A 14,432-nucleotide genomic window follows, 5' to 3' on the forward strand; every position below is an offset into this window, starting at 1 on the left:
TAATTAATTATAAATGAAATAAGCAGTAGCATTACAATCCGTATCAGCCTTTATCCGCGCCCAATGAGCACTAAAACCCTCCGGAAAAGTAACCGCTTCGTATTCATTCCCTTCAACAGATATTGTTTTGTAATTAACAAAATCACCATTCCCGATAAAATCAACTTGAAGCACAAAATTTACCCCCGAACGACTATTGTTTTTAACATGTAGTACTTTTTGGTCAAATCCATACATTAAATAAGGGTCCGAAATCTCATTCGCCTGTATTTCATCATTCATCCAAACCCCTCCAGTACCTGATGGTTTGCCAAAAGACCACAAGTCATCTGTTTTCCCAAACCATAATCCTGCTTGCGGTTGACCGGCTAAAGGATTGCGATCCTGGGGACCAAATTTCATCGGTGTAGCTTGATTTCCTGCTAAGACAAGCATTCCTCTCCATGAACAAAAGTCCGGGATGATCCGTAAATGACTGGACACAGGTCTTATGGCCCACAATTCATCACCATATGTATGCATTCCTATTTCATAGAACAAACCGTGACAATCCATCAAGGCACGCTCTGTTTCCACTTCGCGGACACGCATCCATTCGGTACAACTAGTCTGGTCGAAAGTTCGACTTCCTTTAGGAAGCCTATATCTCTTCCATTTCCCATTAATAAATACACGCATAATGGCAGAAGCTTTATCCCAGCCTGTGGCAATAATGGGCTGGCCAAAAGATCCTGCAGCCCAAACTTCCGTAAATGCTGTCTCTTCCAATATCTTCCATTCACCACTGCCGTCCCACTCTGCCAATCGACCGGCACTCCAATCCCCTGAGTAATCCATTTCATTATAACTATTATTGCAAACAACAACTCGACCCTGAGCTGTAAATCCACTCTTAAAATGAGGTTTGGATCCTTTCGGTTCCTGTAATTCATCCATTAACTGAAACAAGCGGGTTACTTCCAGTGTGTGCACATCAACTTCAAAAAATTCCCCTTCCATGGCCAGGTAATACAACTTATTTTCCGGATCTGCCAGATGAGTCATTGTTGCCGCCAGTCGATGATTTTTAAATTCCTCAATTAAGCGGACATCCCCCAGGGTGTCAATTAAATAAGGTCCAATCGCCAATTGCATACTCGGAGTATGAATTAACCTGTTGGCATAAGTACCGACTACGCTCTTTGGATGTTGCTTCAGTTCCAGGTTTTCATCCACTTCATACAAACCAGTTCCACTCCCTGTACCGGAGAGATGCGCCACATAAGTTACTGCCCATAGCCGATTAGCCCACGGCATTACCGCTCCTATCCCTGCTTCAGTACGTGGATAGTGATCAGCAGTCATAGTCAAATGGGGGTATATTCCGCTAACATTGTCGTGTTGCCCGTAAATATTATAACCCGACAAAAAAAAGAAAAAAGTCAATAATATATATTTATAGTACATTTTATGTTCGTTGATTCGAAAAGACCGGACTTTTCCTCATAGTTGTGAAGGGAAAAAAGCCCGGTCAGTTTTTCCAATTAATTTGATTATTTTTTAATACCCTGGATTTTGCTCAAGGTTATCATTTATCAATACCTCTTTTGTAGGGATTGGCCATAAATATTGTCGCGAAGCATCAAATTGTCGGTTAGTTAATTGTTTTATCAAGCCGGCATCCGCCATTTCAGAAAAATCGGCAATCCCATCTTCATCAATTTCGGGCGTGGAAGGAAAAAACCACAACCCTTGATCAACCACTTTTTCTTTTAATTCTGCGACATCCAACATTCCATAGTTAGGTCTGTTCAATGCTTTTTCAGCTAATCTCCACCGAATTAGATCCATGTAGCGCAAACCTTCCAATGCAAACTCCATTCTCCGTTCTAATCTGATTATTCGACGCAATTCATCCTGATCTTGGGTAGTAACAGCAGGATAGGATTCTGCATCAGTAATATCAACATTATACGCTCGTGCCCGAATTGAATTAATAGCTTGATGTACACTTTCATCAATCTCCCCTAATTCAATTTTTGCTTCTGCATACATTAACATCACATCAGCATATCTCATTAAAATAATATCGGAATCTTCCCTGAAATTGTCTGACCAATCTTGCGTAATACCTTTTTTCCAAATTAAGCCATTAAATGAGGCATATTGTTGATTTGACCTTGTATCATTATTCGTTTGGTACTGTCCTGAATTGACATTTAACACCATTGTCGAATCGGGGTGGGGCTGATACATTATACCCAACATAGGTGTTTGAAAAGGTACAATGGTATATCCGCATCTTGGGTCTCTATTTTCAAAAGGGTTTTGAGGATCAAACAATGGAGATTCATCGATGGGCAAACCATCTGTGCAAGTATAAGCACATAGTAGGTCCCATGAAGGATCTTTTGCAGCCCAACCGCCGGAATTTCTCGGCAGGTAGTTTCTTGCATCACCATTGTAAGAATTCAATTCCTCTGATCGCGGTATAGAAAAAATCGTTTCATCAGTCTTACCTGTGCTCGGATAAAATATTTCTTCATAATTAGGGTATAAGGAATATTGCTCTAGGTCCATACATTCCTTTGCCGCATCGCGTGCGATATCCCAATCGCCACTGTAAAGTGCAATTCTTGCTTTAAAAGCCATTGCTGCTCCCTTCGTTGCCCTGCTAATTTCAGACCCCGAATAACTAACAGGAAGACTTTCTATAGCTTCATCATAATCTGCATATATTGCCTCTAAAACCGTTTCTTTATCCGTTTTAGCCAAGGAATATGCTTCATCCAAATCTAGCGTATTCGTAAAATATACTACATCGCCAAAGTGAGATACTAGTTTTGCGAATTGAGATGCCCTGACAAACTTGGCTTCCGCAATATACTGCTGAACCAATTCAGCAGGTATGTTTATTTCTCCGGATTCCAAATTTTGTATTAGAGTATTAGATCTGGTAATAGCTTTATAGGAATTCGCCCAAATAGAATTGATGGTTCCCCATTCACCATTTATAGTAGCTGAAGTGATAGGCGTTAAAGATTCACGATAAATCCAGTCATCAGTCCATTCGGTATTGTCCAAACCCCAGAAAGCATCTTTGTACAAGTCGTTTACCGACATATTGATCTCCACTTCATTATTGTACCAATTATTTGAAGAACCTTGTGAAAGAGGATCGAGATTGAGGTCATTACAGGCTACTAAGGAAGAAAATACAATTAATAGTATTGCGTAAATATTTATATAACTTCTCATTGTTTTCAATTTAAAATTTTACAGAAAGTCCAAACAGCAACTGCGTAGTAATCGGATAACCAGTACTAGAAACTTCAGGATCCCAACCTTTGGGATAATTACTAATCGTAAATAAATCAGATGCACTGGCAAAAGCGTTGATCCCTTCTATTCCGACACTCTTGAAAATTGTTTTTGGAAGGTCATACCCCAGCGTTATATTTTTAATTCTAAAGTATCCTCCGTCAAATAACCAATAATCAGACATAGTCAAGTTTGAAGACTCATTCACACGAGTAAGTCTTGGATATTTAGCCTGCATATTTTCCTGATCTGTATTATAATGGCTCCAGTAATTACCTTCCAAAATAGCCGGGATATTGCCCCAGTTTTCCGAAAGAGGTCTTACCATTATTGGGTCAATTCGGGCATTTTGTTTGCCTACACCCTGGAAAGCAACTCTAAGGGAAATGTCCTTATAGCCAAGTTTAATATTACCTCCAAATATCATTTGCGGCAAAGATCCCCCCAATAAGACACGGTCGTACTCAGGGGAAATAGTCCCATCCGGTTCCCCGTCAGGTCCACTTATATCCACGTACTTGACATCTCCCGGGGCTACGTTTGCATTAATCGTTGCAGAATTCTCTACTTCTTCCTGTGTTTGGAAAAGACCATCTGTTTTGTATCCGTACCACTCATCAAATTCACTTCCTTTTATTTTAATTTTATCCCCCAGGAACTCAGTTCCACCAAGATCTCCCATCGTAGAAGTAAAATCAGATAAATTAAAAGAAACGGAATAGTCAAAATCCCCAATATAATCCTGCCACGCTGCCTGGAACTCCCAACCCACACTTTTCATTACTCCAGTGTTTTGATCGGGATTGTCAAATCCGATATAATCTGGAATTTCCAGTGCTAATAACATGTCCTTTGTCGTCTTGTAAAAGTAATCTGCTGTCACCTGAAGTCTGTCTTCCAGAAAATTCACATCAACACCTACATCATATGACTCCGTTTTTTCCCAGGTAATATTTTGAATAGCATATGCCCATTGGGCAGCTGTTAATTCAGAAACCACCTCATTTCCTCTGTAAAACAAAGCATTACTAAATGCTATAGTGGCCTGGTAAGGATAATTACCAATACGCTCATTTCCCAGATTACCCCAGGATGCCCTTAATTTTAAAAACGAAAGTACAGGATTGTTTGCCAGGAACGGCTCCCTGGATATTACCCATCCCGTAGATATAGAAGGGAAGGAGCCCCAACGGTAGTCTTCGTGAAACCGGGAAGATCCATCGCGTCTGATATTCGCCTGAACAAAATACTTGCTGTCATAATTATAAGTAATCCTTCCAAAGAAAGAACGGTATGCACTTTCATAAGCACCTCCACCATTGTCTCTCAATTCTAAAGGCCCCTGATCCAAATAGGGGAAGGAAGTAAGTGTATATTGATCCCTTGATGCATTAAGGCTTTCATTCCTGCTATAAAAATTCTCATAACCTCCCAATAAACCCAAAGAATGTTTCCCTATATCAGCATTATAATTAGCCAAAAACTGAGTGGTATATCGCTCTCCTTCATTTCTGGATTCTGCTAACCGTGTGGTTGTATTCCATTGTAAATATCCTTCTAAAGCAGTGGGATCATCAGCAGCATAATAAGGAACTTGTTTTCGAAAATTCTTACCTTTATCATAGCGTATATTCGGTGAAAAAACACCCGAAAAAACAAGATTTTTAATGGGCTCGAAATCCAGGGCTAAACGTCCGCCTATTGCTTGATATGATTGATCATTAAAACCACCATATTTCAAGCTTCCATATATATTGTTCCCGGTTTTACCACTTGCTACTCTGCCGTCATCCCACATAGCCGCATAAATAGGTGCTGCAATCAGCATATTATACATCGGATCTATATTTGGCTGCTCTGAATTGGTAAGCTTATAATTTAAATCAACCTTGGCTCTCAAATAATCATTTATTTCAATATCATTGTTTACCCTGGCCGTAATACGGTCATATGTCCTACCATCATATAATGCTTCAACAAAATCATAAGCTATAGAAGCATTCGTCTTCAATGCTTTTGTACCTCCTGACATACTCAAAACATGACTTTGCCTGGGAGCATTCTTCTTCATTATTAAATCCACCCAATCTGTTATAGGATATAGGTTGGGGTTTTCTTGATTAAGATCCCTGTAATTATTTACTAAGTCCTCGGAATATGTAGGAAATTCATCAGCATTATTTCCGTTATCATTCCACCTGAGCTCATTAGTCATTTCCATATATCGTTCCAGTCCGACATAGTCCGGAAGAGCTGTTGGTTGTTCTATCCCATAATTTACATCATAACTCAAGTTAAATTGCCCATCTTCAGCCCTTTTTGTCGTAACAAGTATAACCCCAGCTGCCGCCCTGGATCCATAAATTGAAGCCGAAGCCGCATCCTTTAATACTGATATATCTTCAATATCATTGGGATTAATATCATTTATATTGTCGACCGGAACACCATCTACTATAATTAATGGATTGCTATTTCCAATGGTTGTAACTCCACGAATTTTAATATTCGCAGTTGCACCCGGTGCATTATTACCCCTTGTCACCATCACCCCCGGCATTGACCCCTGAAGAGCCTGGGAAACCTGTACCGCTTTTCGATCGGCGACATCTTCTCCTTTCAACGTTCCTACCGCACCCGTCACATCCACTTTCTTCTGTACGCCATATCCGACCACTACCACTTCGTCCAATAGTTCGGAGTTTTGAGCCAATGTAATCGTTAATTCACCCTGGTTATTTACCGGCACCTCTATTGTTTCATACCCTACGAAAGATACAATTAAAGTAGCACCACCATCGACATCATCGAAGGAGAACTTTCCTTCAAAATCAGTGATTGCACCTTTACCGGGAGATTCTTTTACCTGTACAGTTGCACCGATTAACGGCTCCCCTTCCTCGTCGACTACCGTTCCTTGAATAGGTGGCTCACTTTCTTCCCAGGAATATTTGATATAGTAGTAATTGTCTTTTTTAAGATATGGTGCCACACCTTTTTCAATATTTTTCCTGGGCTTCTTCTTATAAATCACATAGTTGCGCTCACCTATTTTTTGGTAATCCAGAGAATTTTGGTTTAGGTAATAATTTAAGCGCTGTCCAAGTGGCATTGTCTGGTTATCGGATAAGATGATAAACTTTCCATCCAATAAACCTGATTGATACGCAAAATTAACCTTGTACCTTTCCTCAATTTCTTTAATCACCTGTTTTAATTCTACTTTTTCTGCTTTGTTCTGAAGATCCAGGTTATTCACAGACAACATCGTAAAACTCTCTTGCGACTGACTGGGGTAAACCCCTCCTACTATTCCCACTATCGTGAGAATAAAAATTCGTTTTAAAAATCCCATTATTGTTATTTGTTAATTAGTTAAAATTCAATTTATAATCCTTTCAATTTAATTTCCATTTCTCATTGTTAATTTGTGTAGATTCCACTCCTGCAGCTAACGAAATTGCCTTTATTGCCTCACTTAGTTCTTCGGTAGATACCGACCCGCTAAGACCTATATTTTTGCGGTCTTCCGCTATATCAATTTCAATATTATATCTTCTTTCCAACCAGTTCGATACCTCTCCCAAATTTTTACCATCCAAAGTAAGCACCCCATTTTTCCAGGAGGAATAATTTTCAGGACTGACCAACCGCTCATCAATGATACCTTCTTCTCTAGAGTATACGATTTTATCACCCGGCTCCATTAATATAGAAGTGGTCTGACCTTCCAGTCGCAACTCAATTGAACCCTCTTCCAGCACCACCGTTGTGCCCAATGGACCTTCATCCACATTAAAAGAAGTACCCAATACGCTAACTGTTAAATCTTTTGTCTTGACTTCAAACTTTTGCGGTTTGTTATTTACATTCAATTTCGTAACATTGAAAAAAGCCTCTCCCTCCAAAATTACAGCTCTTAAATTCTTGGCCTCTTCAAAATCATATGAAATCTTTGAATTAGTATTCAGGGTCACTATAGTGCTATCCGGAAGGGCAATTTCCCGAACCTGGTCTACTATTTCTTCTGAAATTATATCTGCAGATGGTCCGGATAGAAGCAAATTATAAACGCCCCAGGTAGAAAAGACTACTAAGGCAATAGCAGCTGCATAAGACACCCACCTTCTGAAAATCGGGAATATTTTTGCCGGTTCCGATTTAACCGGATCGCTGTCCACTGCTTCCCAAAACTTCACCCGGGCGACTTCAATTTGTTGGCGGGAGATTCCTTTCTTCTCAAAGGCCAAACTTTGTATTACTTCCCTTGCCTCATCAAACTCATCTCTAAAATCCGCATTCTCACTTAGCCAATTACTCCAATAGGTGTCATTATCTCCACTAATCACCCAATTGTGAAAATCCTCATTTTGAAGCAAATATTCTAAAACCTGATTTTTTTCCATAGTTTTTTCTATTGATTCTGTTTTTTAAAGTATATCGTAAGTTTAAATGAATCGTTTGGCTATATAGAGGGGAAAATCAGAATTTAATACTCACTTAGTTTTACTTTTTTTTGAAAAAAATTAATAAAGAATTGACAAAAATCCACATGTCGAAATTAAACACCAAAAAAATATACAAACATACAATATAATTTCTTCAAGTTAAAAAAAAAGATGTTGATCGAAATATTATTTCAACACGAACTCGACGAATAATTGTTTCTGGCATTTTTTTTGCAAAAAAGGCAATGCCCAAGGCATCACTTTGTGGAATTTAATGCCAGAAACGATGTTTTCACTTGTATACCGCCCTGGGTTGGCACCCAGGGTTAGGTATATTTCGCTCCTTCAGAGCTCTTATTTTCTCTGTCGAACTCAAGTTATTTTAATATTTAAAATGTATAAATTACATAAAAATATTTTGCAGACCGTCTCATACCTTTCGCACATCTTTCCTTCTGATCCGACGGGAAGAATTCTCCTATAGTTTATAGGTTTTATAATAAATCAAGTGTCTGTTCATTTAGAATGGCTTCACCACAAAGTGGTCTCTTAATGTTGTTGCAGCGGTAAAATATTAGGTAGCTAAAAGGAGAATATATTCATAAGAGAATTATATCGATTTTCTTACTGCCATAAAGGGAAAAAAGGACAGTCGTGCAAAGATTGCTACCTCTTCTATTCCGTAATGGGTTTATGGATTATACAACCGACCTAATTTTCCACCAGGGGATATTCTTCGTAGTGGGAGAAATCATCAATTCCCGCTCAAAACAACTTACAAGCCGGTGATGAATGGTTTTATCAGGCATTGAAAATTTATCAACCGTTCGAACATCCGACTTTTTTATGTTTTTACGCACTTTAAAATCGACTAAATGCGACTCCGATGCTTTTTAATTAATCAGGTCGATTTCATTTTTATAGGCATATTCCGGAAAAAGAAATTTAAGGAGTGTAGATTTTCCTGACTGTCGCGGCCCCGTTATTCCTATAACTGTAAGTTGTTCTACTGCCTCCTTCAGTTGATTCTCAATTTGCCTATTAATATATTCCATAACTATTTCTTTTCATTCTCCACCTTCCGGATTTTGGAAAAGGCTCGATGGAGATTATTCACAACAGATTGGTAATTGACATCCAGGATATTGGCAATGTCCTTATAGGGTTTTCCCTCATAGAAATGAAGGTAAATGATCTCCCGTTGCCGACTGCTCAAATTATTCAGGATCGCAGATATTCTTTCCTTACGTAATCTTTTGGCCTCTCTCTTCTCCAGAAAATCATCATCTTCAAAACGGATTTCAACGTCCGGGTTATAACTGACCTTATCAGTCTCCTTTCTGTTTTCATTGATTAATCCAAGAATTTCCCTTCTCAAAGAAGCTAACAGATAAGCAGAGTGAGAATTAATTTCCAGGGTATCCCGTTTTTCCCATAATCTGACAAATACATTTTGAATCGCATCTTCAACTAGAATTGAATCATCAATTATCCGCTTCCCATATCGATAGAGCACAGGATAATGCTGCGTAAACATTTCGTCGAAAAAACTTCGTTGCGATTTATCAGAATCTTTTTTATTCATTACTAAGATAAAACCATCAATCGGCCAAGAAACAAAACCTCACAGATTAACACCACATTATAAATAAAAATCCAGAGTATTCTATCAAATTTTAAATCTAAAAGTCAGGATTAGTATAATCTTGAATTCTAAAATTAATAATATAAAGCTGATTATTAAGATGAATTTCTTTTGCTCACTATTGTCCTGCGCACATTACAAGACGAATTGAAATACATTGATTAAGGTCCCTTTTTTCAACCGGTTTTAAATGTAAGGTTTCCTATCATTAATGGGGCCAGAACCAATTTCACCGGATCCAATCAATTGCTGCATTCATATTTTTACAGTTTTTAGATCCAAAAATATATTTACATTTCAAAATACTAAATACATCTCAACCCTCTTCTATGACAAGAATATACAGATTTGACGCGTACTATATTAAAAGAACGATAAAGTTAAAATCGTATAGCAAACTCACTCTTAACATATTACCACATATTATTCTAAAATATCTCCCGTTTATTACTTATATGCATTGAAACCTCATAGAGAAATAGTATTAAAAAGATATGTTAATATCTAAAATATGTTTTATATTATGAAGGCAATAATGTATAATCGTGGAACAAGCCCTTTTGAAGAAAAATTTTTTATATCGATAAAATCATCTACAATGAAAACTTTCTCCCTATGTCTATTTTTACTGACTCTATCTCTCAATGTGTTCAGCCAAGAACCTTGTAGCCAGGACACCTCAGAGTTGAATACTTTTTTATATACAAGTAGTGGTGAACCTGGTGAGGAAATACTTTACACATCAGTCGATACTATTGGATCTGATACTGTGATTAATGTAAGTGCGTCAACAGCTAGCAGTGACTTTGGGGATGGATTAATTGTCGCTAATACTGGTGGTCCAGCGGGATTTCAATTTAATGATGTAGATTCTGGAGAGATGGCTACCGTAATGTATTCTTTCCTGGATTCTGTAACAGGTGAACCTATTGATGTCGCAACCTTCTTCACTTTTGAAATCCCACTGGGCGGAAGTATAGAAGTGAATGGAGTGGATATTGCTGGATATTCTTTATTTGGATCCTCTGTTTTAACACATAATACCAATGGTGGTGTTGTTGCGGTTTCAAACGACACCTGTCAAACCAATTGTGGCGGAAACGTTGCAACAGTAACTTTTTATACTGAAGAGGTATCAAGTTTTGACATAACTTTTGTAAATGGTAGCGTTGATGATCCAAGTACGTACTATCTTAATAGCAGCACCATTCCACAAGGTGAATCCAGTTGTTTCGATGCCCAAGGTGAAGCCTTAGCCATTAATTTCCTTGAATTTCTGGCTTCCGTCAACGATGAAAGCTCGGTTGACCTTTCGTGGACCGCCGTCGATGAAGGTCAGGGCGTATATGATATCGAATTTAGTGCCAACGGTTATGACTATTCAGTATTGGACCAGGTCACTGCCATAAGTACTAATTCTCGAAGCGCAGCTTCCAGCTACGACAAAACAGTAGCATGGCCAGAAGGAACAAATGCCGGGTATTTCAGGCTCAAGCATACGGACCTGGACGGCGAAATAACGTACACGAAGAGTATACAATTGTCCTTAAGCGAAGCTTTGACAGACATTTCAGCATACCCGGTTCCTACACACGGTATTCTGAATATTAAAGCGGATAAAGCGGCAAAGCTTCAGGAATCGATCAAAATATATGATATGTTGGGATCGTTGGTTTACGAAGAAGAAAATGACAGTAATGCAAATATCAATACTTCAATAGATATTTCTTCTTTGATCAGTGGTGTATATATTTTAAAAATTGGAGAGTATACACAAAGAATTCAAAAATTATAAACAATCCAGTATACGTTAAGAATTTTAGCCTCTGATTATCAAGTCAGGGGCTTTTTTTATGCGTAAATATGCATAATGCGCAGCGCCCATAAACCCGGCTTTATTCCCCAACCGTGCAGGTAAGATCTTCACCCCTGCAAAACATGCCGGCATAGAATATTGAGAAGTGGATTTTCTAATTAAATTAAAATACTCGTCACCCGATTCCGAAATTCCTCCACCAACTATCACCCCTTCGGGATTGAAAATATTAACCAGTGTGGCTATACCCATTCCTACTCTTCGTGTATGTTCTTCAAATATTCGAACGGCCAGGGCATTTTTATCCACATACCGGCGGTATATATATTTTCCATCCACCCCTTCGGAACTTACGCCCAACCTTTCCAATTCATTTCTGAATGTATGTACCATAGCAGAAGTGCTTGCGAAATCTTCCCAGAATCCGGTCTCCCCTTCCAACTGTATAATTTGCCCCCCTAATTCCCCAGCTGCGAAATTAGCTCCGCGATATAATTCACCATTAATGAAAATAGCACCCCCTATCCCGGTCCCTATTGTAAGAAAAACAATATTCCCGGTATCGCTGTAATCTCCACCGAATCTAAATTCACCCAGCCCCATTAGGTTCGCATCATTATCGACGAAAACGGGAAGATCTACGGTATTCGAAATTGCTTCGGCCAAATTCAATCCATTCCACTCCGACAGATTATCTGCCTCTCCCAATACCTTTCCGGTGGTAATATCGATTACGCCGGGAGAACCAATACCCACAGCCTTTACTTTATACCCATCGGCTTCCACGACCTTTCTCGTATCATTAATACTAGCAGTGATATTCCCTAAAATATGTTCTGCTGATATACCGGATTCGGTTGGCCTTTTGTTGTCAATTAAAATATTCCCAGCCACTTCTATGGCCCCACATTTGATTGAAGTACCTCCTAGGTCTACGCCGATGTATGCCTCTTTGCTGTTATACATATCTATTGTTTGAATAGCAGCAAAAGTAAAACATATTTACTTTGGAATTTCCAAACATATATATTTGGTTTTGAAATTATATTTCGACTTGCTTCTTTATATCCTGTAATACTACCCACCTCCTAGATAAAGAATTGAGATATCTTTAAAAAATAATCCGACACCCTCCGGGGTCGATGATCAACCTTAATTATATTGGCTAACATACTCCAATCCCGCTGGGATTGTACCAAAGACCCCAGCGGGGTCGAAATATATCAGAAAATAATGACGATTATTTTAACGACCCTGGAGGGGTCGGATAATCTCTGCCATAGGCATCCCCATGGGACAATCTTTATCTGGTTAAAGCACTACTCCACCTCAATACTAAATTCTTGGCTAGCCCTGTTTCCGGGAGTTACCTGGATATATTTTAATGTCAACCCTCTATCCTGTGTATGCGGCAATAAAAAAGGGCGGTCATATTCATTTGCGGTTCGATCCGCTTTGTGATCATCAATAGTATAATATATGTGCGAATTCTTCACGGAAGGTATGATTTCCACTTTTCTTCTACCGGTGGCATTATCATTGCTAATTTTTACTTCCGCTTCCGGTATCCTGAAGAATACGTTATCATCTTCCAATCCCCTGAGAAAAACCGGCAGGCGTTCTGTTTTAAATCCCGCAAAGTCTTTATGTTCGGGTTTTGTCCATCCTACTTCAGCCATGGCAATAGCCCTGGGAAACAACATATATTCTAATTTGTTATTTGTAGCGACATATTCCGTCCACATATTAGCCTGAACACCCAAAATATATTTCGCTTCACCTTCTGAAAGAGATTCCGGGACAGGATGATAGTTATATACTTTTTCCAGCGGCAAAAACCCACCAATGGCAAGAGGCTCATTTTCCTTTAATTCAGACTGGTAATAGTCTACATACATAAAGTTATTAGGGGTCATAATGACATCGTGCTTTTCTTGCGCTGCTGCAATGCCTCCTTCTTCACCTCTCCAACTCATCACTGTGGCATTAGGTGCCAGTCCGCCTTCCAAAATCTCATCCCAGCCAATCAGCGCCCGTCCGTGCTCATTGAGAAATTCTTCAATTCGGGTTATAAACCAGCTTTGAAGTTGGTGCTCATCCTCCAGATTATTTTCTTTCATAACTTGTTGTGCTATGGCAGACTTCTCCCATTCGTCTTTTGGCGCCTCGTCTCCTCCGATGTGGATGTATTTACTGGGGAATATCTCCATTACTTCATGGAGCACATTTTCCAAAAATTCGAAGGTTTCTTCCCTTGGACAATAGATAGTCTTGTGGACCCCCCAGACCCCACGTACTTCATAAGGCCCCGTATTGCATCCCAATTCAGGATAAGCTGCCAATGCTGCCGAACTATGACCTGGCAACTCAATTTCAGGGATAACGGTTATATGGCGATCAGAAGCATACTTCACTATTTCCCGCGCCTGTTCCTGAGTATAATATCCCCCGTGTCGTTCTCCATCATGAATAAAAGGCTTAAAATCGTGATATTGTCCGATTATCGTAGAATCCCGGTAAGCGCCAATTTCTGTTAATTTCGGATACTTCTTTATCTCCAATCTCCATCCCTGGTCATCTGTCAGATGCCAATGGAATGTATTTAACTTCAGGGAAGCCATCACATCAATAATTTTTTTAATTTCTACCACGGAGAAATAATGACGGGCAACGTCCAGCATCAATCCCCTATAAACGAAATTAGGCTCGTCCTTTATCTGAACAGCAGGTACAGTCAAACCATCCGGCCCGAATTCTATCATCTGAAGGAGGGATTGTACTCCATAAAAAACCCCATCAGGTTCACCATTAATCCTTATGGCGCTTTCTTCCGAAAAAAGTTGATACCCCTCATCGGGAAGTTTCATCCGCAATGCCGTATTGAGTAGAATAAAATTTTCTTCAGGGAGTGTATTTACAACGTCCAATTCCAAATCATACCGCTCGCGTAAACAAGTATTCAATAAAACGGCTATATTCTCCGCACCTGCACCCTTCAGAACAATTTTAGTAAAATCATTGATTTTGAAATTACCTTCTTTCACCTCAATTTCAGAAGGATTTGGAATAATCGAAATATTTTTGGGGCTCTGAGCATTCATTCTCAATCCCAAAAACAAAACTATAACGAGAAGAATTGGACGATTCATAGTATCTTAATTTTTTCAAGTCTCAATATAATGCAAATCCTTTCGCAAAAAAAATAAATAGTGTGCGCACACAT

At 39.0% G+C, this 14,432-nt stretch carries 9 protein-coding genes; 1 reads left to right on the top strand and 8 read right to left on the bottom strand.

Features of this window, described 5'->3' with window-relative positions; all coding sequences use genetic code 11:
* Positions 1-3: 3 nt before the first annotated feature.
* From LVD47_RS05930 to LVD47_RS05955, 6 genes are all read right to left on the bottom strand, one after another.
* The gene (locus tag LVD47_RS05930) at positions 4-1,446 is read right to left on the bottom strand and encodes a hypothetical protein (RefSeq protein ID WP_236974640.1); all 1,443 of its coding nucleotides are present in this window, start codon (positions 1,444-1,446) and stop codon (positions 4-6) included.
* Positions 1,447-1,539: 93 nt separating this feature from the next.
* Positions 1,540-3,237 carry a RagB/SusD family nutrient uptake outer membrane protein gene (locus LVD47_RS05935; protein WP_236974641.1) on the bottom strand — a complete coding sequence of 566 codons (1,698 nt, stop codon included), beginning with the start codon at positions 3,235-3,237 and terminating at the stop codon, positions 1,540-1,542.
* Positions 3,238-3,247: 10 nt separating this feature from the next.
* Complete coding sequence (locus LVD47_RS05940; protein ID WP_236974642.1) at positions 3,248-6,655, bottom strand: SusC/RagA family TonB-linked outer membrane protein; 3,408 nt, start codon at positions 6,653-6,655, stop codon at positions 3,248-3,250.
* 43 nt (positions 6,656-6,698) lie between these two features.
* Positions 6,699-7,706 (bottom strand): FecR family protein, encoded by a 1,008-nt coding sequence (locus tag LVD47_RS05945; RefSeq protein WP_236974643.1) that lies wholly within the window; start codon positions 7,704-7,706, stop codon positions 6,699-6,701.
* 935 nt (positions 7,707-8,641) lie between these two features.
* A complete protein-coding gene (locus LVD47_RS05950) occupies positions 8,642-8,803 on the bottom strand; it encodes a hypothetical protein (RefSeq protein WP_236974644.1) in 162 nt (53 codons plus the stop codon).
* Between the two features lie 2 nt (positions 8,804-8,805).
* Positions 8,806-9,333 (bottom strand): RNA polymerase sigma factor, encoded by a 528-nt coding sequence (locus LVD47_RS05955; protein ID WP_236974645.1) that lies wholly within the window; start codon positions 9,331-9,333, stop codon positions 8,806-8,808.
* Positions 9,334-9,991: 658 nt separating this feature from the next.
* On the opposite strand from LVD47_RS05955, the gene LVD47_RS05960 reads away from it, so the two are divergent.
* The gene (locus LVD47_RS05960) at positions 9,992-11,188 is read left to right on the top strand and encodes a T9SS type A sorting domain-containing protein (RefSeq protein ID WP_236974646.1); all 1,197 of its coding nucleotides are present in this window, start codon (positions 9,992-9,994) and stop codon (positions 11,186-11,188) included.
* Positions 11,189-11,212: 24 nt separating this feature from the next.
* On the opposite strand, the gene LVD47_RS05965 is transcribed toward LVD47_RS05960, so the two are convergent.
* Both LVD47_RS05965 and LVD47_RS05970 read right to left on the bottom strand, forming a co-directional pair.
* On the bottom strand, positions 11,213-12,175 hold the full coding sequence (locus tag LVD47_RS05965; protein WP_236974647.1) for an ROK family protein: 963 nt from the start codon (positions 12,173-12,175) through the stop codon (positions 11,213-11,215).
* Positions 12,176-12,528: 353 nt separating this feature from the next.
* Complete coding sequence (locus tag LVD47_RS05970; RefSeq protein WP_236974648.1) at positions 12,529-14,358, bottom strand: beta-N-acetylhexosaminidase; 1,830 nt, start codon at positions 14,356-14,358, stop codon at positions 12,529-12,531.
* Positions 14,359-14,432: the final 74 nt, after the last annotated feature.

It is taken from the genome of Membranihabitans maritimus (genome assembly GCF_021729145.1).
Classification (GTDB): domain Bacteria; phylum Bacteroidota; class Bacteroidia; order Chitinophagales; family Saprospiraceae; genus Membranihabitans; species Membranihabitans maritimus.